The sequence below is a fragment of the Rhodococcus sp. IEGM 1381 genome (assembly GCF_030056795.1).
GTDB lineage: Bacteria > Actinomycetota > Actinomycetes > Mycobacteriales > Mycobacteriaceae > Rhodococcoides.
Window position 1 is genome coordinate 1673905 of record NZ_JASHKQ010000001.1, and the last position, 18751, is coordinate 1692655.

Genomic DNA, 18751 nt, shown 5'->3' on the forward strand with positions numbered 1-18751 from the left:
CTCGGTTGACTCGAGCAAACGGGAGACACCGTGTCGGAAGCAAGCGCAGTGGCAGTGGCGATGAGCAATACTCCAGAAGGGCAAGAAGCGTTGCGGCGCGGTGCCGCCGAGGCCGAGCTGCGTCAGGCCCCGCTGGTCGTATTGTCTGTGCTGGAACGAGATTCGGTGTCGGCAGAGGATCGAACCGCGGCGCAGGCCGAGGTGGAGCGGACGCTGCCGGGAGCGGCGACGACCGTGCGCGTCGAACCGGACGGCGGTGACCCGGCCGGCGCATTGGTCGATCTCGTTGCCGACGTCGGTGCGGGCATGGTCGTCATCGGCTCCAAGCGTCGATCCGCAGTAGGCAAGTTTCTGATGGGCAGCACCGTTCAGCGAGTGTTGCTGGACTGCCCGGTTCCCGTCCTCGTCGTGAAGGCGCCATGACCCGGTAGGATCGGACAAACTTCCCATCACACGACCCCGAGGAATCATGGACAGCGATAGACCCGGGCCGGACACGGCTCCCCGCACCACAGCTACTACGTGCGAGGCGGTGTCCGGCGAATGAGCGTTCTGCTCACTCTTCTGCTCGGCCTGCTCGTCGTTTTTCTCATCACCGTCGCAACCGGCTACTTCGTAGCTCAAGAATTCGCATACATGACCGTGGACCGGTCCCGGCTCAAGGCGCGTGCCGAGGCCGGCGACGCCGTCGCAGCTCGTACGTTGACCGTCACCAAGCGAACGTCGTTCATGCTCTCGGGTGCACAGCTGGGCATCACGGTCACCGGCCTGCTGGTCGGCTACGTCGCCGAACCGCTGATCGGGCAGTCGTTCGGCGCGATACTCGGCGGCGTCGGTGTTCCGACGGCAGTCGGTGTCGGGCTCGGTGCCGTTCTGGCAATCACGTTCGCGACGTTCGTGCAGATGCTCTTCGGCGAACTGTTCCCGAAGAACTTCGCCATCGCGCGCCCGGAGCCGGTGGCCCGATGGCTCTCGCTCTCGACGACCATCTACCTCAAGCTTTTCGGCTGGTTGATCACCATCTTCGACCAGTCGTCGAACCTGCTGCTCAAGGCGCTGAAGATCGAACCCGTCCACGACGTGGAGCATTCGGCGAGTCCGCGCGACCTCGAACACATCGTCTCGGACTCCCGCGAAACCGGCGATCTGCCCGACGAGCTGTCGACTCTTCTCGATCGCATTCTCGACTTCCCCACGCGCAACGTGGAACACGCGATGATCCCGCGGTCACGTGCCGCGACGGTGCGCGATACCGACACCCTCGGTGAGGTGAAAGCGCTGATGGGACAGGAGCATTCCCGGTATCCGGTGCTCGACGAGGACGACGGAATTGTCGGCGTCGTGCACCTGCACGACGTGCTGGGCTCCACCGAGCCCGATTCGACGCCGATCTCCGGACTCACCCGCGATGCGCTGATTCTGCCCGAGATGCAGAGCCTGCCCGACGCGATGCGCGAACTGCGGGCGACACGGAACCAAATGGCCTGTGTCATCGACGAATACGGCGGCCTCACCGGCGTCATCACCATCGAGGACCTGGCCGAGGAACTCGTCGGTGAAATCACCGACGAGCACGACGACGGTGTACTCGACCCGAGCCCGGTCAGCGCCGACGACGGCAGCTGGACGATGGCAGGCGAGGTGCATGTCGACGAGGTCGAGCGTGCGATCGGGGTGGATCTGCCCGACGGTGACTACGAGACCATCGCCGGATTCGCCATCGCGCACCACGGTTCGCTGCCCGACGTCGGTACCCGCATAGAGGTGGATCTACCGCCGGACAACGCAGATCTGGCCAACGACGACGAGACCCCTGTTCGTTTCGTCACGATCGAGGTGCAGGAGATCGACAGTCACGTGCCGTCACTACTCACCCTCACCATCGACGAGCGTGCGACCGAGCACGACGAGAATTCGGCCGAGTCCGACATTGCAGGAGCACACCGATGAGCAACCTCTGGGTCTTTCTGGCCGTCACCATCGGTCTCATCGCTGCAAGCGCCTTCTTCGTCGCTGTCGAGTTCGCTCTGCTCGCGGCCAAGCGGCATCGCCTCGAAGATGCTGCACCGAACTCGCGATCCGCTCGGGCCGCGCTGCGCAGTTCCTCGGAGCTGACGGTGCTGCTCGCCGGATCGCAGCTCGGCATCACCGTGTGCACCCTCGCTCTCGGTGCGACGACCAAACCGGCGGTGCACTACTGGCTCACACCGCTTTTCGAGGGCATCGGCCTGCCGTACTGGGTTGCCGACGTGCTGGGGTTCGTCCTCGCGCTGATCGTCGTCACGTTCCTGCACCTGGTTGTCGGCGAGATGGCACCCAAGTCGTGGGCCATCGCGCATCCGGAGAAGTCGGCCACGATGCTCGCGCTTCCCATGCGTGGATTCATGTTCGTCACTCGACCGGTGCTGACGGTTTTGAACAATATGGCCAACTGGTGCCTACGCAAGGTCGGCGTGGAGCCGGCCGACCAGGTGGGTTCCGGGCAGAACGCGGACGATCTCCGTCAGCTCGTCGAGCACTCGGTCAACGTCGGTGCACTCGACGCCAGCTACCAGGCTCAGATTTCGGGAGCGTTGGAACTGCAGGATCTCACCGTCGGCGATCTGGTTGCCGGGAGCGGCACGCCGACCTCGGTGTCGTCGTCGGCCTCGATCGACGACGTGCGGGAGGCATCACGGATCAGTGGACATCTCCGCATTCTCGTCAGTGACGGGGACGTGGTGAAAGGTGTTGTACACGTGCGGGACACGTTGACCGATCCCGAGGATCTGGCCGAGATCACGCGTCCGGCGTACACGCTGGAATCCACCACTCCGGTGTACGTGGCGCTCGCGTCGATGCGCGAGACCCGGCATCATCTGGCGCTGGTGGTGGATGCTTCGGTCGGGGTGGGTGACAACGCGCGGACAATCGGCGTGGTGACGCTGTCGGATGTGCTGACGCGGCTTCTGCCCGAACCCGTCTGATTCGATTTCGGCATTCGAACGAGTCATCCCCGACCGGCCTACACGGCCGATCGGGGATGACTCGTATGTACGTCGTGTCCGAAGCGAATCAGACCGGGGCGACGACCAGCAGGTGTGCCCAGTACGACGCGACGTCGTGGCCGAGTTGGGGGAGCAGCACGTCGTAGAGCAGGTAGGACATCATTGCCGTCGAACTCCTTGTTCAGCGGGTCGTTGCCGACTCGCATACCGAGACTTGTAGGTCATTGAGACTGTAGATGACCCAGCCTTCGGTGGCATCCATATCGCCTACTCGCGTGCGTTGCTCGGAACGTGTCAGCCGATGCAGCCCTGAAGCGTGGTGAAGCTGCCCGCGATTCCGGCGCCGTTGCACACTGCGCCCTCGGGGGTGAGAGTGATGGTCGAGCCCGGTGCGGCCACTGCGATGGAGAGCCCCAGACCGGCGGCGGTGTTCTGCGCAACCGCGCCGGGGCCGAAGGCGATCGCCGCGGGCGCGCCGCCGAAACTGCCGTTGCTGACGGCAGTTCCGCCGTTCAGGCCGAGCGCCAGAGCTGCCGCATTGTTCATGGCCTCCGCCGAGCCCCAGCCTTCGAGGCCGAATCCTGCGGCCGCGCTGGCACCGTCTGCGGAGCTGTCGCACTGCGATCCTCCTACGAGCGCAGCGATGTCGGCACCTCCGGGCGCTGTGGTGCAGGCGACCGGAGCGGCCGATGCCGTGCCGGGCACCAGGGCCGCGAAGGTACAGGCGAATCCGAATGCTGCCGCTCCGCCGAGCATTCTCTTGGTGTGGAACATGGTGAATGCCTCCCGAGATCGATGCGTCGGCACCGGTGCGCCGAGCGTGATGGTCGCTGGGCCGGTGTTGCTGGGGACCCGACTCCCTGACATCGAGTCTCGACCTGCCCGGGCGCGGTGCGGGTTCGTCGAGATCTCGAAAACGTCTCGGTAAGATAACGTCCCGATAACGCTGCGCTCTCCCCGGTGGGATCAATGCGCCTTTCAGTCGCTCAGAATGCAACAAAGCCACATTGATTCATCGCACGGTGCCGGTCGCCGACGTCTCGAGAATGCAGGGACCTGACTCGTGACGTCAGCGCGCGTCGTGCTGGGCGCGTGATTCCAGTACTGCCGGCATCGAGCCTTCGATGAGTTCGATGAGGTCGGTCAACCGTGATCCGACTTCGCGTCCGAGTGGGGTGAGACTGTATTCGACCTTCGGTGGAATGGTCTCGAGGACGGTCCGGACGATGAGGCCGTCACGTTCGAGAGTCTGCAATGTCTGCGCGAGCATTCGTTCACTGACGCCGTCGACGCGTCGGCGCAGTGCATTGAAGCGATAGTCACCTTCGGTGAGTGCCGCGAGGGCCAGGACTCCCCACCTGCTCGTGGCATTCTGCAGGGTCTGTCGCGACGCGCAGTCCCGCGCGAAGACGGACGCTTCGAGGGATTCGGCGGCATCGGGCATATGCCAATGCTAGCGCATGCAAAAACATCAGTGGTTACCATCGCACTTGCACTGCATTAAAAGTAAGTGCATCATGATGTGGAACTTGAAACCTCAACCTCACACGCAGGAGTCGGCATGACCACAGCAGTAACCGGAGCAACGGGCAACCTCGGCGGACTCGTCGTCGACGCACTCATCTCACGCGGCGTCGCACCCGGCGACATCGTTGCCGTCGTCCGTGACGCGGACAAGGCTGCACCGCTGGCCCAACTCGGCGTCGCGGTTCGAGTTGCCGACTACAGCGACACTGCCGCTCTGACGTCCGCCTTCGCGGGCGTGGACAAGGTGCTGCTGATTTCGGGATCCGAGGTCGGGCAGCGAATCGCGCAGCACAACAACGTGATCGACGCCGCAGAGGCGGCGGGGGTGAGCCTGATCGCGTACACCAGCTTGCTTGCCGCAGACACGTCCGGGGTGAGCTTGGCCCCCGAACACAAGGCGACCGAGGAGCGCCTCACCGCGTCGGCGATTCCCGCGGTCTTCCTGCGCAACGGTTGGTACTGGGAGAACTACCTCGGCTCGCTCGCCCAGACCATCGAGGGTGGGGTTCTGCTCGGCGCGGCGGGGAACGGCAAGATCGCGGCAGCGTCGCGTGCGGATTACGCAGAAGCAGCTGCCGCCGTGCTGACCCACGACGATCAGGGCGGCAAGATTTACGAACTCGGCGGCGACGAGCATCTGACCTACGCCGATCTGGCCGCCGTCATCGGTGATGTCTCCGGCAAGCCGGTGGTCTACAAGGATGTGACGGAGTCCGAGTACGCCGCAATTCTCGAGGGTGCCGGCCTACCCGATTTCGTGGCGACCATGCTCGCCAGTGCCGACGCCGGAATTTCGCGAGGCGAACTCGACACCGACTCCGGTGACCTGCAGACCCTGATCGGTCGAGCATCCACTCCGGTGGCCGAGGTGCTCCGCACCGCGATGTGACGGGTGTGCCGGGGGCTGAAGCGCTACTTGTAGCGTGGGCGCGGTGAATCACACGAAGACCCGCACCCTGTTCCTGGCCGCCTCCGCATCGCTCGTTCTCCTGACGGGTGCGTGCAGTTCGGATACGGACAGCTCGTCATCGGCGACGACGACGTCCGCCTCGGCCGAGGCGGCGTCGACCGGCACCTGCCCCACGGCAGCCCCCGACTCGGCGGGAACCCCTGAGTGGACGCTGGCCGGGGATACCGGCAGCATCGCTGTCGTCGGATCCACCGACACCGCGGCACCGGCGGTCACGGTCGAGGCCCCGTTCAGCGTCGCCGAGACACAGGTGAAGACGCTGACGGTCGGCGACGGTCCGGTCATTGCGGACGACGCCGAGGTATCCGTGTGCTACCTGGGCGTCAACGGACGCGACGGATCGACGTTCGACAGCAGCTACGAGCGCGGCGCACCGGTCGATTTCCCGCTGAACGGTGTGGTGGCGGGCTTCCAGAAGGCAATCGCCGGGCAGACCGTCGGCTCGACAGTCGCCGTTGCGGTGACGTCGGCCGACGGCTACGCGAGCGGCAATCCGGCGGCCGGAATCGAGCCGGGAGACAGCTTGATCTTCGCGATTGCGATCCTGTCCGCGAGCTGAGTGCCTCCGGCAGTGGTGCGGTTACATGCCCTCTGCGGCTCCGCCGCACTACACCGTCGAGAGCTGCTGAATCGTCGTCGCGCCGCCCGGGGTGGGTGTCGTGGTGATGAAGTTCGAGTCGTAACCCAGCGATTCGACGACGCTGCGGATCTCGCGGAACTGCTCGACGCTGACGTCGGGCGTGCGCTTGAGCACGAATCCGGATGTGCGGGTGGGGCTTCCGACAAACGCCCAGGAGTAGTCGTCGGCGATGTAGGCCACAATGTAGTTTGTCGGCCCCTCCTGGCTTTCCTGCGTGGGAACTCCCGGGAAGCTCACGTGCAGTTGGGCTTTGGTGACCGTGTCGTTGACCCGAGCATTGCCGACGATGCGGTTCTCGCCACCGGTCCAGGTGGTGCAGGTGTTCTCGACGCGAATGTTGGATTCGTCGATCATCTGGTAGTTCGCCTGCGTGTCGCGGGCGCAGATCAGGTTGAACGGCTGCGGCACCGCGGCAACCTGGTTCCAGGTGCCCAGGTAACGCTCGACATCGAGGGACGGGATCGGAGCCAGTGGCTCGAGGCCGACCGATCCCAGAGGGCCGACCGGTTGCGCCTGCGCCGGGGCAGCGGCGAGCAGGGCGCCTGCGGCAAATACTCCGGCAATTGCGGTGCGGCCCAGTGCGGTACGGATGTTCATCAATTCGCTCCTTGTGTTGCGGTTGTGGTTGCGGTCTCGCTGGAATCGATTCTGTTCGGCCACCAGATTTTCGGGCCGATGAGGGTGAACAGGGCGGGAATGACGACGGTTCGCACCACGAAGGTATCGAGCAGAATGCCGAGACCGACGATGATGCCCAGTTGGGTGAGCGTGATGAGCGGCAGTACGCCGAGTACGCAGAACACGGCTGCCAGAACGATTCCCGCGCTGGTGATGACACCACCGGTGGCCGACACCGCCCGCACGATGGCAGCCCTGGTGCCGTGCCGCGGCGTTTCCTCGCGGGTACGCGTGACCAGGAAGATCGTGTAGTCGACTCCCAGGGCAACGAGGAACAGGAACGCGAACAGCGGGGTGTTGTCGTCGAGCGCGGGGAATCCGAAGATGTGCAGGCTCACCCAGCTACCGATACCGATGGCGGCCACTGCACTCAATACCGTTGTCGCGACGAGGATGAGCGGTGCGACAACCGCTCGTAGCAGTATCAGAAGTACGGCGAGCACCACCGCAAGGATCGCGGGAATCACTACGAGACGATCACGGGCTGCGGCGTCGGTGGTGTCGAGCGCCTTCGCGTCACTGCCACCTACTCGAGCGTCGTCCACCCCGCCGAGTGCGGAACGGAGGCTCTCGACGATGGTGAACGAATTTTCGGACGCGGGAGCCGCATCGGTGACCACCGAGAGGCGGGTCAGTCCGGTATCGGAATCGGCAACCCGATCGACCGAGACGACTCCGTCTGTGCTCTCGACGATGCCGATGACCTCGACGATGCTCGTGGTGGGCGCGAGTATCGTCGTCGGATCGGCCGAGCCGGCCGGAAAGTGTTGTGAGAGAGTGTCGAATCCTTCGACGGATTCGGCGGTGACACGGAACTGCTCGGTCTGCGAGAGGCCGATCTGAGTGCCGAACAGTGCCGCGCAGCACGCCAGTAGCGCGACGATGGTGACCGAGGCCGTTGCCACCGGCCGTCGCGAGACGCCCGCTGCGATCGAATGCCATACGCCTTCGGTGGTGGTGTCCCGATCCGATTGCTTGGGGACGAACGGCCAGAACAGCTTCGGGCCGCACACCGCCAGCAGTGGCGGCAGCACGAACAGGACGAACACCGCTGCGACGACGAGTCCGGCTGCGGCCAGCGCTCCCAGGCTGCGCGTGCTCGGCAGTATTGCCAGCAGGAGAGTGAGCAGCGCGAGCACCACGGTGGCATTGCTGGCGATGATGGCGGGCCCGGCCTGCCGGACTGCTTGGCGAAGGGCGAGGCGGTGGTCGGACTCGCGACGCAGTTCCTCGCGGTAGCGGGAGATCAACAGCAGCGCGTAGTTGGTTCCGGCACCGAACACCAGCACGCTGGTGATTCCCGACGTCGAACCGTCGAAGGAGAGGCCGGTGACCCCGGCCAGGGCGGTGCCGACGGTAGTGGCGAACCGGTCTGCGAAACCGATGACCGCCAGCGGCACCAACCACAGAATCGGTGACCGGTACGTGACGATCAGAAGGACAGCCACCACGAGCGCGGTGACGGCGAGCAGAGTGAAGTTGGCTCCGGAGAACGAGTTCGCAATGTCGGCACCGAAAGCGGGGCCGCCGGTGACCTGAACGCGCAGTTCCGATGGAAGATCGCTCGTTGCGGCAGCTCGCAGGTCGGAGATCAGGTCGTTGAGGGTGAAACCCGACAACGATGAGTCGACCTGGACGAGCGCGATCGCAGCTTTGCCGTCGGGTGCCACGATCGGAGGGGGTCCCGGTCCATCGGGCACCGAGCGGCCGACGGCCAGCATCCTGTTCTGTGCAGCGGCGGCGGCCTCGATATCGGCCGGGGTCAGTTCAGCGCCGTCGGGCCGGGTCAGTACCAGGATCACGGGGGCGGTATCGGAGTCCGAAAACTGGGTCAGCAGCTGGTCCACCTGGTAGGACTCGGCGGAGGTCGGCAGTGAATTCGGTGACTGGCCGGCCGAATCGTTGCTTCCGACGAGCCCCATGACGGCGACCGAAAGAACGAGGATCGCGAGCGCAATCGCCCATGATCGACGGTGCGCCACCGCTGCGGCGATGCGGTCCCAAGCGGCGTTGTTCTCGGTTCGTGTGCTGTCCACGCTCAAAACAATCTCATTTACTTAGATATTAAGCAACTGAACCTGTTGCGGGCAGTAGTCTGACGGTGACCGCAGCGAAGGAGTTACCACCGACATGACCGACCGAAACCACCTCGAATCCGCAATATCCGCGGATCTCCGAGCGCTGTCTTCGGTCTCCGAGCAGATCGGCCAGGTTTTCGGAGCCCTACACAGTCTGCGGCCCAACGACTTTCGCGCCCTGCTGCATGTGATGGTCGCGGACGTGGAGGGTGCGCCCCTCACTGCAGGCGAACTCGGCACGATGTTGGGGCTCTCTTCTGCGGCCATGACCTACCTCGTCGAGCGCATGATCGCCTCGGGTCACATACGACGTGAATCCGATGCATCCGACAGACGCAAGGTGATTCTGCGGTACGACGAGCACGGGATGGAGGTCGCTCGCGGATTCTTCGGTCCCCTCGGCATGCGCACCAGCGCCGCATTGACGGACCTTCCCGATGCCGATCTGGCCGCCGCGCATCGGGTGTTCGAATCGCTCATCGGTGCCATGCGAGAACATCACGCCGACCTGGGTGACAGCAGTCGCACGTAGTGCATGCGCCCGGGTGTGGCGTTCGAACGGCTGGTGGGCGGCCTACTCCAACCGATGCTGGACTCTGGGCGTAGGAGTGCCGTAAGGTTGTGCGCGGTTGAGCTAACAGCCGGTCACGGGGAAACGCAGCGAAGTCGGCGTCCGGGTCAGGCAACAATTCTGCTCCCGCTGCGTCAATCGGTTTCCCCCTCAGTTCGACCGATCGATGGGATCTGCCATGAGTGTTGAATCTTCAGGCAACAAAGTTCGAACCACCCCGGTGACTGTTGCGGAGAAGTCCGTGTCCGTCGCAGCAACCGGAGCAATTTTTACCGCGCACGACGGCCCCGACGGCTCACTCGTCGTCGCCGTGCACGGTGACATCGATATGCGCAGCGCGCCGATGTTCTCCGATTTCGTCTGCAGCCGCGTGTCCAGCAAACGGCACGTCACCCTCGACTTGTCCGATGTCGATTTCTTCGGTATTGCAGGTCTCACAGTCTTCGATGCAGTCCGCGAGTACACGGCAGGCATCGGTGCATCATGGTCGGTCGTCGCAGGACGCTCGGTCTCGCGTTTGCTTCAGGTCGCTGACCTCGAGTCCGTAGTCCCGACGTCTCGTCCTTCGAGCGACCGGTAATACTCCGGCGATATTCGCCGCGACAAGAGGTGGGCAGCTCCGATACCGGGGCTGCCCACTGTTCGTTCTAGCCCCGGTCGCACAACGTACGATCCTGCTCGACGGCTCAGCCGAGGCGCAGGATCGTTCGAATGTGTTCGAGCCCAGGCGAACTAGTCTTTGGTTCCCTCGGAGTCGCTGAAGAACGCCCACTCGCCGTCGTGCTCCACTTCGAGCCGCCAGCCCAACTCCTCGTTGTCTGCTTTGCTGTCCTTGAACCATGCGTGCGCGTCCTCGGAACTCGAAATGTCCTTGGTGTCGACGACGGTTCCGTGCGGATCGATAACTCTGTAATTTGCCATGAGGTCGGGATGCCCCGATGTCGTGCAACCTAATCCAGCCTGGAACGCCTGGAGAAAACGGCAGCCGGCTCCTTCCATCCGTTTGCGGTGATCGAGTTGTACGGTGAACCCTCTATTTGCGCGAGACCAGCGATCGCGCGAAGAACATCAAGTTGGCGGGTCGCTCGGCCAGTCTGCGCATGAAGTAGCCGTACCACTGTTCTCCGTACGGCACGTACACCCGAACGTGCCGATCGGCGTCGACGAGCCGCCGCTGTTCTTGATCACGGATGCCGTAGAGCATCTGGAACTCGAAGTCCTCGGACGACCTGCCCGCGGCCGACGCGAATTTCTCGGCGGCCTCGATCATTTCCGGGTCGTGCGAGGCGACCATCGGATAGCCGCGGCCGTTCATCAGGACCTGCAGGCACCGAAGATACGAGTCGGACACCTCGCGTGCACCCTGAAACGCTACCGACGACGGTTCGTTGTACGCCCCTTTGCACAGTCGGATTCGAGATCTCGGTCCGGACAACTCCGCGCAGTCTGCTTCGGTTCGCCTCAGGTACGCCTGCAGCACCGTGCCCAGATCGGGAAAGTCGACGCGGAGCTCACGCACGATCGACAGTGTCGAATCGGTGGTCGTGTGGTCCTCGGCATCGACCGTCACCCATACTCCTGCCGCTGCGGCCGCGAGGCAGATCCTCCTCGCGTTCTCGAGTGCGAGATCTCGATCGATTCCTTGACCGAGAGCCGAGAGTTTGAGTGAGACCTCCAGTGCGTTGGTGTTGCTCCGCCGGGACGAAAAGCGCTCTATCAGAGACAGATAAGACTCGACGGTGGCGCTCGCCTGGGCTCGGTCGGTGGTGTCCTCGCCGAGATAGTCCACGGACACGAACCGACCCGAGGCCAGCAGGGCGTCGACAGCGGTGACGGCCGCGGGCTCCGATTCCCCCGCCACGAAGCGGTCGACGAGAGCGCGAGTGGCGCGCATTCGCGTCACCGTCGCCTGCAGTTTGGGCGATCGTGCGGCCGCCAGCAGCGCCGGCCGGAGGGGATTGTTCAGCAGGGTGGTCATCGCGTGCCCACGCCTTCCTGATGTGGGTAGCCGTGGGTGGTCGGCGGGACGAACGTTTCCTTCACGGTGCGGGCCGAGGTCCAGCGCAGCAGGTTCTGCGGTGAGCCGGCCTTGTCGTTCGTTCCCGAGGCCCGGGCTCCGCCGAACGGTTGCTGGCCCACCACTGCACCGGTCGGCTTGTCGTTGACGTAGAAGTTTCCGGCTGCGAATCGCAATGCGGCATGGGCCTGTTCGACGGCAGTGCGGTCGGTGGCGATGACCGCACCGGTCAACGCATACTTCGATCCGCTGTCGACAGTGCGCAGTGTGTCGGCGTAGGCGTCGGGCTTGCTGTCGTCGTAGACGTGCACGGCCAGGATCGGCCCGAAGTACTCGGTGGTGAATGCCTCGTCGGTCGGGTCGTCGCCGAGGAGAACGGTAGGGGAGACGAAGTAGCCCTCGGAGTCGTCGCACGTTCCGCCGGCGGCGATGGTCAGGCTGGGTACGGATTTCGCTCGATCGAGTGCAGCTGCGTTGCGGTCGAACGCCTTTCGGTCGATGACGGCTCCGCCGTAGTTCGACAGGTCGGTCACGTCGCCGTACTTCAGCGCCGACACCTGTTCGATGAACGTCTCGCCCATCGACGCCCACAGCGATTTCGGAACGAAGGCCCGAGACGCTGCCGAGCACTTCTGTCCCTGGAAATCGAATGCGCCACGAATCATGGTTGTGGTCAACACATCCGGATCGGCGGAGCTGTGCGCGACGATGAAGTCCTTGCCGCCGGTCTCGCCGACCAGCCGGGGGTACGAGTGGTAGTTCGCGATGTTGTTGCCCACCTCGCGCCAGAGCGTCTGGAAGGTCGCGGTGGATCCGGTGAAGTGGATGCCCGCCAGTCGTGGATCGGCAAGGGCCACCTCGGACACCATCGGTCCGTCGCCCAGGACCAGGTTGATCACGCCCGGCGGCAAACCGGCGGCTTCGAGGAGCTGCAGCGTCAGATATGCGGCCACGGCCTGGGTGGGGGAGGGCTTCCACAGCACGGTATTGCCCATCAGCGCAGGCGCGGTGGGCAGGTTGCCTGCAATGGCGGTGAAATTGAACGGGGTGATGGCGTAGACGAAGCCCTCGAGCGGACGGTATTCGACGCGATTCCACACTCCCGGTGCCGATACCGGCTGCTCGGCGAGTATCTGCCGGGCGAAGGTCACGTTGAAGCGCCAGAAGTCGATCAGCTCGCACGGTGCGTCGATCTCGGCCTGATAGGCAGACTTGGACTGGCCGAGCATCGTTGCGGCAGCGATTCTTTCGCGCCAGGGCCCGGACAGTAGATCGGCTGCTCGTAGGAAGACGGCGGCGCGCTCGTCGAACGGGAGATCGCGCCACATCGGGGCTGCAGCACTCGCGGCATCGATGGCGTCGCGAACATCCTGATGGCCGGCACCGGCGTAGCTGCCGATGATCGACGCATGCCGGTGGGGCTCGACGACATTCTCGACAGGGCCGTCGGCAACGCGATGAACACCGCCGATGACCTGGTGGATCTCGACTGGCGACGTCCGGAGCTCGGTCAGTCTGGTCCGCAGGCGGGCACGCTCGGCGCTTCCCGGCGCGTAGGTGTTGACCGGCTCGTTGGTGGGGGTGGGAACTGATGTGACGGCGTCCATAGCTGCTCCTCGTCTTCGCTGTGTGGTGGCCATTGAAGTCCGATTTCGGAGCCGTTCAATCAGCTCATCGGCCAAAGAATCCGTGATCTACTTGTCCGTATGGCCAACGCCGTTTCGCTGCGATCGCTACTGACATCTCTGCACAGCGCTGTCGTCGAACTCGTGGTCGCGCCCGCAGGGATCGACATGACCGTCGAGTCCGTTGCGTTGCTCGACGCCGACGACCTGCGTCTGCCGCCGGGGGCGTCCGCCGATCTGACGCTGCTGGTGGGAGTGACCGAGGGCGACGTGGTGCGGTGGTTCGACGATCTGGCTCTGCGTGCCGCGGCCGACAGACCGCGTGCGGTGTTGACCAAGGTGGCCGACTCGGCCGCATTGACCCACGGTGCGCGCGAGACCGGTATCGCCTTGGTTGCCGTACACCGACAGACGCGCTGGGAGCTGCTGTTGTCGATGACGCGAGGAGTTCTCGATCAGGTGCGGACGCACAGTCCGGACGACGGGACCTTCGGAGCCGACACCGATCTGTACGAACTTGCGCAGACGGTGGCGTCGCTGACGAAGGGCATGGTGAGTATCGAAGACGAGCGCTCACATGTGTTGGCGTACTCGGCATCGGACGACGCGGCCGACGAGTTGAGAACGCTGTCGATCCTCGGGCGCGAAGGCCCGGCCGACTACCTGCGCGGGCTGCACGAGCGTGGCGTGTTCGATCGCCTCCGGCGCACCGACGACGTCATCGACGTACCCGCCGATCACGAACTCGGAATTCGACGACGCCTCGCCGTGGGGATACGCCGAATATCCGGCAGCCCCACAACTCTCGGAACGATCTGGGTGCAGGAGGGTGCCATTCCGCTCGCCGACGAGGCCGACGGTGTACTCCGGGGTGCCTCGGCCGTTGCGGCACGTTTGATCACCCGCATCGCGAACGCCCCGACCAACGAGACCCTGCAGATCCAACGCCTACTCGGGGCCAGAGGGGGCGGAGTGGACGTCCCGTCGCTGGCATCCGCGCTGTCGATCCCCGCCACCGGGTCGTCGGCGGTCGTCGGATTCGCGTCGTGCGGAGAATTCGACATCGGCGCACAGGCCCCGGCGATCAGGTTGCACGCCAGCGCCTTTCGACGCGACTCTCTGGTCACCACCATCGGCGAGAGAATCTACGCACTGTTTCCCGGGGTGGCGTCGGGCACGGGAATTTCGGGGTGGGCCGCCGATGCCGTGGGGCGAATCGAGAGGCGAACCTCGCTGGCCTTGCGCGCGGCGGTGGCGGCACCGATCGCCGACCTCGAGGCGGTGGCCGTGGCCAGGTTCGAGGTGGATCGGGTGCTCGACGGCACCACCGGCGAGGTTCGCGTCACCACGCTCGAGGAATCGAGAACCTCGGTGCTGCTGGGAGAAATCCTCGAACTGATCGGTAATCACGAACAACTGAGAGACCCGCGTATAGCCGAGCTCGACCGATACGACGCATCCAACGACTCCCGGATGCGCGAGAGCCTCGAGGCGTACCTGACGTGCTTCGGTGATGTTCGGTCCGCGGCCGATCGCCTGCACGTTCACCCGAATACCCTGCGTTACCGCATTCGCCGCGTCGAGCAGATCCTGGACCTCGATCTGACCGATTCCGATGCGCGTCTGTTGGTGGAAATGCAGCTGCGTATGTGAGAGCGGCTTCGCCGCACGTGAGCGGAAATTCGTAGCAGGCTACGAGGTTCTATGCACGTGCGGCACCGGTGCTGGATCGGATCACCAGGCTCGGCTCGATGCTCGAGCGTCGGGTGCTTCGGTTCCCGGTATCGATTTGGTCCAGCAATATTTCGACGCTTCGGACGCCCACCTCGCTGAATTCCTGGCGGATCGTCGTCAACGGAGGGGAGAAGAATTCCGCGTCGGGAACGTCGTCGAATCCGATCACGCTGACGTCCTGCGGGACCCGTTTGCCCTGTACCTCGAGCGCCCGAAGTATCCCGAGGGCCATGGCGTCGTTGCCGGCGAACACTGCGGTCACGCCTGCGGTTCGGGCCAGGTCGCTTCCGGCAGAGAACCCCGATTTCGCAGTCCAATCGCCGCTGAGGGTGGGAGGCGGTTCGATGCCCGCATCCTCATGGGCCAGCCGCCATCCGGTGACGCGGTCGGCGGCCTCGTACCATCCGAGCGGTCCGGCAACGTGCCACACCGCACTGTGCCCGAGGCCGAGCAGATGTGTGGTGGCAGCCCGCGCTCCGGCGATCTGATCGACCGAGACGACGGCCAGATCGCCCGCGGGAGAGCCTTCGACGGCCACCAGCGGCAGTTCGCCGGCCAGATCGGCAATGTCGCCGCCATCGGTTCGCAGTGGTGCGATGACGATGACGCCGTCCACGCCCTGCTTCTGCAACCGGCGCACACAGGTGATGATCGCCGACTCGTCGAACGACGTGGGAACACCGACCACGACGGAGTAGCCCGCTTGTCTCGCTGCAGATTCGACGCTGTAGAGCGTCGACACCGGACCGTAGAAAGCGTCACCGGTTCCGACGATTCCGATGGTGCTACTACGGCCGGTGACCAGAGCGCGAGCGGCAGTGTTAGGGCGATAGCCGAGCTCCGAGATCGCTTGATGCACTCGGGTTCTCGTTGCCTCGGTCACGTTGGGGTGACCGTTGATGACGCGAGAGACGGTCTGATGGGACACCCCGGCGAGCCGGGCGACATCGGTCATGGCCGGTCCGCGGGTCGGTGTCATCTTTCTGCAGCTCCTCTGGCGTCGTGGAGGACAATCACAGCATGTCCGGTCTCGCACCGCTCGAGACCGGACTGTTCACGTGGGCGTGGATGCCGCTGCGGACGTCGTCGATGCGGGCTTCCCGGGGTCGGAACCGGTGAGCATCTCGGGTGGAACGGGCAGGCCCAGATAGTTGGCAGGCGGCGCGGTCTTCGGTCCCTTGCCGCCCTTACCGCTGGCCGCCCGGCGCTTGGTCCAGATATCGAAGGCCACCGCGGCGAGAAGTACCAGGCCCTTGACCAGCTGTACCCGCTCGCTGGGCGAGCCGATGAGCGACATTCCACTGTTGATCACCGCGATGATCAGCCCGCCGGTGAGCGCGCCGACGATGCGGCCCACGCCGCCCTGCACTGCTGCGCCGCCGATGAATGCCGCCGCGATGGCGTCGAGCTCGAAGCCGTTGCCTGCGGTGGGGCCTGCCTGATTGAGTCGACCGGCGAAGATGATTCCGGCCAGGGCCGACAGCACGCCCATGTTGACGAAGATCCAGAAGGTCACCGGCTTGACCTTGATGCCGGACAGCGACGCGGCATGGATGTTTCCGCCGATGGCGTAGACGTGCCGACCGAACACCGTCTTGCCCGCGAGGGTGGAGTAACCCATCACCAGGACGGCCAGGAGGATGAGTACGTACGGCAGGTTCTTGAAGCGAGCCAGCTGCACCGCGATGGCCAGCAGGAGTCCACCGGCCAGGATCATCTTGGTCAGAAACAGTGGCATCGCATCGACGGCTTGCCCGTACTTCTGCCGTCCTGTTCGAGAACGCCACTGGGTGAACACGATTGCGGCAACGGCGAGGACGGCGACGAGCAAGGTGAAGATGTCTGCGCCGCCCAGAGGCCCGAGGCCGACATTGCCCATGAAGCCCGGGAGGAACCCGTTGGAGAGGGTTCGTACGGGCCCGGGGAACGGTCCGATGCCCTGGTTGCCGAGGACGATGAGCGTGACTGCTCGGAAGATGAGCATGCCGGCCAGGGTCACGATGAACGCCGGAATGCCGAAGTACGCAACCCAATAGCCTTGCCAGGCACCGATCAGGCCGCCGACGATCAGCGTGATCAGCACCGCCAGTGGCCACGGCACGTTCTGTTGAACCATGAGGACACCGGCGATGGCACCGGTGGCCGCAACGACCGATCCGACGGACAGGTCGATATGGCCGGCGATGATGATGACGACCATGCCGATGGCCAGAATGAGAATGTACGAGTTCTGCACCACCATGTTGCTGATGTTCTGCGGCACCAGAAGCTGTCCGCCCGTCAGCACGGTGAAGAGCACGATGATCAGCGCGAATGCGATGAAGATTCCGCTCTGGCGGAGGTTGCGGGTGAGCAACCCCCGCACGGTCGACAACTGATTCATCGAAGTACTCCTGTTCCACGGGTCATGAGATGCATGAGCGATTCCTGGGTCGCGTCCTCGCGAGTGGCCTCACCGGTGATGCGGCCTGCGGACAGTGCGTAGATCCGATCGCACAGCCCGAGCAGCTCCGGGAGCTCGGAGGAAATCACCAGCACTGCCTTTCCGGCGTCGGCGAGATCGTTGATGATCGAGTAGATCTCGAACTTCGCGCCGACGTCGATTCCTCGCGTCGGTTCGTCGAGGATGAGCACATCCGGATCACTGAAGATCCATTTGCTCAGCACGACTTTCTGCTGATTGCCACCGGAGAGTTTGCCGACCATCGCTGAGACGTTAGGTGCCTTGATGTTCATACTCTTACGGAAGCCCTCGGCGACCTTGAACTCCTGGTTGTCGTCGACGAAGCCTCCCGTCACCAGTTTGTCCAGTGCCGCGGTGGAGATGTTGCGTTTGATGTCGTCGATCAGATTGAGGCCGTACCGTTTTCGGTCCTCGGTGGCGTATGCGATGCCGTGACGGATGGCATCGTTGACCGATTTGACGTGTATTTCCTTGCCGTACTTGTACAGACGACCCGAGATGTCGATACCGTAGCTTCGGCCGAAGACGCTCATGGCCAACTCGGTGCGTCCGGCGCCCATCAACCCGGAGAGCCCGACGATCTCACCTCGCCGCAGCGTGAGGTTCGCCTTGTCGACAACGGTTCGGCCCTGCTGGGTCGGACTGTGCACGGTCCAGTCTTCGATGCGCAGAACTTCCTCTCCCACAGTCGATTCATGAGGCGGGAAACGGTGCTCGAGATCGCGGCCGACCATGAGCGAGATGATGCGATCCTCGGTGACCTCCGGGTCTCGCATATCCAGCGTCTGGATGCACTTGCCGTCCCGGATGATCGTGGTTCGGTCGGCAACGGCCGCGATCTCGTTGAGCTTGTGCGAGATGATCACGCACGTGATGCCCTCGTCCCGTAGGCCGCGCAGTAGGTCGAGGAGATGCGCAGAGTCGGAATCATTCAGGGCCGCAGTGGGTTCGTCGAGAATCAGCAGCGTCACGTCCTTGGACAATGCCTTGGCGATCTCCACGAGCTGCTGCTTACCGACACCGAGGTCGCTGACGACGCTGACGGGGTTTTCCCGCAGCCCTACTCTTTTCAGTAGGGCTGCGGCCTCGGAGTTGGTTCGGTTCCAGTCGATGAACCCGCGCTTCGACCGCTCGTTGCCGAGAAAGATGTTCTCGGCGATCGAGAGATGCGGACTCAGTGCGAGTTCCTGATGGATGATGACGATGCCCTCGGCTTCGCTACTGCGGATGTCGGAGAACTCGCACGCCCGACCGTCGAACACGATGTCGCCGTCGAACGTGTCGTGTGGATACACACCCGACAACACCTTCATGAGCGTCGACTTGCCTGCTCCGTTCTCACCGCAGATCGCGTGGATTTCGCCGCGGTTCACCGAGAGGTTGACATCCTGTAGCGCCTTGACGCCGGGAAATGTTTTGGTGATGCCGCGCATCTCCAAGATCGGGCTCGTCATCGCCGA

At 64.1% G+C, this 18751-nt stretch carries 18 protein-coding genes; 8 read left to right on the forward strand and 10 right to left on the reverse strand.

Annotation, left to right across the window (positions count from 1 at the left end):
• The first annotated feature begins 30 nt into the window (after nt 1–30).
• The 3 genes from QM797_RS07885 (at nt 31) to QM797_RS07895 (ending at nt 2966) form a co-directional block, all read left to right on the forward strand.
• Nucleotides 31–423, forward strand: a complete 393-nt coding sequence (locus tag QM797_RS07885; RefSeq protein WP_283274728.1) for a universal stress protein — start codon at nt 31–33, stop codon at nt 421–423.
• 120 nt (nt 424–543) lie between these two features.
• Nucleotides 544–1950, forward strand: coding sequence for a hemolysin family protein (locus QM797_RS07890; RefSeq protein ID WP_283274729.1), 1407 nt, complete (start codon nt 544–546; stop codon nt 1948–1950).
• Entirely contained in the window at nt 1947–2966 is a 1020-nt protein-coding gene (locus tag QM797_RS07895; RefSeq protein ID WP_283274730.1) for a hemolysin family protein, read from the forward strand. The genes QM797_RS07890 and QM797_RS07895 overlap by 4 nt, the downstream gene beginning before the upstream one ends.
• 315 nt (nt 2967–3281) lie before the next feature.
• On the opposite strand, the gene QM797_RS07900 is transcribed toward QM797_RS07895, so the two are convergent.
• Nucleotides 3282–3854, reverse strand: a complete 573-nt coding sequence (locus QM797_RS07900; RefSeq protein WP_283274731.1) for a DUF6764 family protein — start codon at nt 3852–3854, stop codon at nt 3282–3284.
• A 202-nt stretch (nt 3855–4056) separates the two neighbouring features.
• Nucleotides 4057–4431 (reverse strand): winged helix-turn-helix transcriptional regulator, encoded by a 375-nt coding sequence (locus QM797_RS07905; protein ID WP_283274732.1) that lies wholly within the window; start codon nt 4429–4431, stop codon nt 4057–4059.
• A 117-nt stretch (nt 4432–4548) separates the two neighbouring features.
• Between QM797_RS07905 and QM797_RS07910 the strand changes: the two genes are divergently transcribed.
• Nucleotides 4549–5403 carry an SDR family oxidoreductase gene (locus tag QM797_RS07910; RefSeq protein ID WP_283274733.1) on the forward strand — a complete coding sequence of 285 codons (855 nt, stop codon included), beginning with the start codon at nt 4549–4551 and terminating at the stop codon, nt 5401–5403.
• A 34-nt stretch (nt 5404–5437) separates the two neighbouring features.
• Nucleotides 5438–6043, forward strand: coding sequence for an FKBP-type peptidyl-prolyl cis-trans isomerase (locus QM797_RS07915; RefSeq protein ID WP_283274734.1), 606 nt, complete (start codon nt 5438–5440; stop codon nt 6041–6043).
• 48 nt (nt 6044–6091) lie between these two features.
• Here the strand turns inward: QM797_RS07915 and QM797_RS07920 are convergent, their stop codons facing one another.
• Nucleotides 6092–6721 carry a lipocalin family protein gene (locus tag QM797_RS07920; RefSeq protein ID WP_283274735.1) on the reverse strand — a complete coding sequence of 210 codons (630 nt, stop codon included), beginning with the start codon at nt 6719–6721 and terminating at the stop codon, nt 6092–6094.
• Entirely contained in the window at nt 6721–8724 is a 2004-nt protein-coding gene (locus QM797_RS07925) for an MMPL family transporter (protein WP_283275319.1), read from the reverse strand. The genes QM797_RS07920 and QM797_RS07925 overlap by 1 nt, the downstream gene beginning before the upstream one ends.
• A gap of 208 nt (nt 8725–8932) precedes the next feature.
• On the opposite strand from QM797_RS07925, the gene QM797_RS07930 reads away from it, so the two are divergent.
• Together QM797_RS07930 and QM797_RS07935 are read left to right on the forward strand one after the other, a co-directional pair.
• Nucleotides 8933–9412: a MarR family winged helix-turn-helix transcriptional regulator gene (locus QM797_RS07930; protein WP_283274736.1), complete on the forward strand. Its 480-nt coding sequence runs from the start codon at nt 8933–8935 to the stop codon at nt 9410–9412.
• 217 nt (nt 9413–9629) lie between these two features.
• Nucleotides 9630–10031, forward strand: a complete 402-nt coding sequence (locus QM797_RS07935; protein WP_283274737.1) for an STAS domain-containing protein — start codon at nt 9630–9632, stop codon at nt 10029–10031.
• 152 nt (nt 10032–10183) lie between these two features.
• On the opposite strand, the gene QM797_RS07940 is transcribed toward QM797_RS07935, so the two are convergent.
• The 3 genes from QM797_RS07940 to pruA form a co-directional block, all read right to left on the reverse strand.
• Nucleotides 10184–10372 (reverse strand): hypothetical protein, encoded by a 189-nt coding sequence (locus tag QM797_RS07940; RefSeq protein WP_283274738.1) that lies wholly within the window; start codon nt 10370–10372, stop codon nt 10184–10186.
• A 112-nt stretch (nt 10373–10484) separates the two neighbouring features.
• Nucleotides 10485–11429, reverse strand: a complete 945-nt coding sequence (locus tag QM797_RS07945) for a proline dehydrogenase family protein (RefSeq protein ID WP_283274739.1) — start codon at nt 11427–11429, stop codon at nt 10485–10487.
• Entirely contained in the window at nt 11426–13075 is a 1650-nt protein-coding gene (gene pruA, locus QM797_RS07950; RefSeq protein ID WP_283274740.1) for an L-glutamate gamma-semialdehyde dehydrogenase, read from the reverse strand. Before pruA ends, QM797_RS07945 begins: the two co-directional genes overlap by 4 nt.
• Before the next feature lie 99 nt (nt 13076–13174).
• Here pruA and QM797_RS07955 point away from each other — a divergent pair, with 99 nt between their 5' ends.
• Nucleotides 13175–14746: a PucR family transcriptional regulator gene (locus QM797_RS07955; protein ID WP_283274742.1), complete on the forward strand. Its 1572-nt coding sequence runs from the start codon at nt 13175–13177 to the stop codon at nt 14744–14746.
• A gap of 49 nt (nt 14747–14795) precedes the next feature.
• On the opposite strand, the gene QM797_RS07960 is transcribed toward QM797_RS07955, so the two are convergent.
• The 3 genes from QM797_RS07960 to mmsA all read right to left on the reverse strand — a co-directional run bounded on the left by QM797_RS07960 (nt 14796) and on the right by mmsA (nt 18745).
• A complete protein-coding gene (locus tag QM797_RS07960) occupies nt 14796–15806 on the reverse strand; it encodes a LacI family DNA-binding transcriptional regulator (RefSeq protein WP_283274743.1) in 1011 nt (336 codons plus the stop codon).
• Nucleotides 15807–15881: 75 nt separating this feature from the next.
• The gene (mmsB, locus tag QM797_RS07965) at nt 15882–17210 is read right to left on the reverse strand and encodes a multiple monosaccharide ABC transporter permease (RefSeq protein ID WP_283274744.1); all 1329 of its coding nucleotides are present in this window, start codon (nt 17208–17210) and stop codon (nt 15882–15884) included.
• A complete protein-coding gene (gene mmsA / locus QM797_RS07970; protein WP_283274745.1) occupies nt 17207–18745 on the reverse strand; it encodes a multiple monosaccharide ABC transporter ATP-binding protein in 1539 nt (512 codons plus the stop codon). The genes mmsB and mmsA overlap by 4 nt, the downstream gene beginning before the upstream one ends.
• Nucleotides 18746–18751: the final 6 nt, after the last annotated feature.

What these genes read in the sequence shown, in the direction of transcription:
- QM797_RS07910 (WP_283274733.1), top strand. Translation starts at nt 4,549, where the DNA reads ATGACCACAGCAGTAACCGGAGCAACGGGCAACCTCGGCGGACTCGTC.
- QM797_RS07920 (WP_283274735.1), bottom strand. Translation starts at nt 6,721, where the DNA reads ATGAACATCCGTACCGCACTGGGCCGCACCGCAATTGCCGGAGTATTT.
- mmsB (WP_283274744.1), bottom strand. Translation starts at nt 17,210, where the DNA reads ATGAATCAGTTGTCGACCGTGCGGGGGTTGCTCACCCGCAACCTCCGC.
- mmsA (WP_283274745.1), bottom strand. Translation starts at nt 18,745, where the DNA reads ATGACGAGCCCGATCTTGGAGATGCGCGGCATCACCAAAACATTTCCC.
- pruA (WP_283274740.1), bottom strand. Translation starts at nt 13,075, where the DNA reads ATGGACGCCGTCACATCAGTTCCCACCCCCACCAACGAGCCGGTCAAC.
- QM797_RS07890 (WP_283274729.1), top strand. Translation starts at nt 544, where the DNA reads ATGAGCGTTCTGCTCACTCTTCTGCTCGGCCTGCTCGTCGTTTTTCTC.
- QM797_RS07925 (WP_283275319.1), bottom strand. Translation starts at nt 8,724, where the DNA reads ATGGGGCTCGTCGGAAGCAACGATTCGGCCGGCCAGTCACCGAATTCA.
- QM797_RS07945 (WP_283274739.1), bottom strand. Translation starts at nt 11,429, where the DNA reads ATGACCACCCTGCTGAACAATCCCCTCCGGCCGGCGCTGCTGGCGGCC.
- QM797_RS07935 (WP_283274737.1), top strand. Translation starts at nt 9,630, where the DNA reads ATGAGTGTTGAATCTTCAGGCAACAAAGTTCGAACCACCCCGGTGACT.
- QM797_RS07955 (WP_283274742.1), top strand. Translation starts at nt 13,175, where the DNA reads ATGGCCAACGCCGTTTCGCTGCGATCGCTACTGACATCTCTGCACAGC.
- QM797_RS07940 (WP_283274738.1), bottom strand. Translation starts at nt 10,372, where the DNA reads ATGGCAAATTACAGAGTTATCGATCCGCACGGAACCGTCGTCGACACC.
- QM797_RS07930 (WP_283274736.1), top strand. Translation starts at nt 8,933, where the DNA reads ATGACCGACCGAAACCACCTCGAATCCGCAATATCCGCGGATCTCCGA.
- QM797_RS07895 (WP_283274730.1), top strand. Translation starts at nt 1,947, where the DNA reads ATGAGCAACCTCTGGGTCTTTCTGGCCGTCACCATCGGTCTCATCGCT.
- QM797_RS07905 (WP_283274732.1), bottom strand. Translation starts at nt 4,431, where the DNA reads ATGCCCGATGCCGCCGAATCCCTCGAAGCGTCCGTCTTCGCGCGGGAC.
- QM797_RS07960 (WP_283274743.1), bottom strand. Translation starts at nt 15,806, where the DNA reads ATGACACCGACCCGCGGACCGGCCATGACCGATGTCGCCCGGCTCGCC.
- QM797_RS07900 (WP_283274731.1), bottom strand. Translation starts at nt 3,854, where the DNA reads ATGTCAGGGAGTCGGGTCCCCAGCAACACCGGCCCAGCGACCATCACG.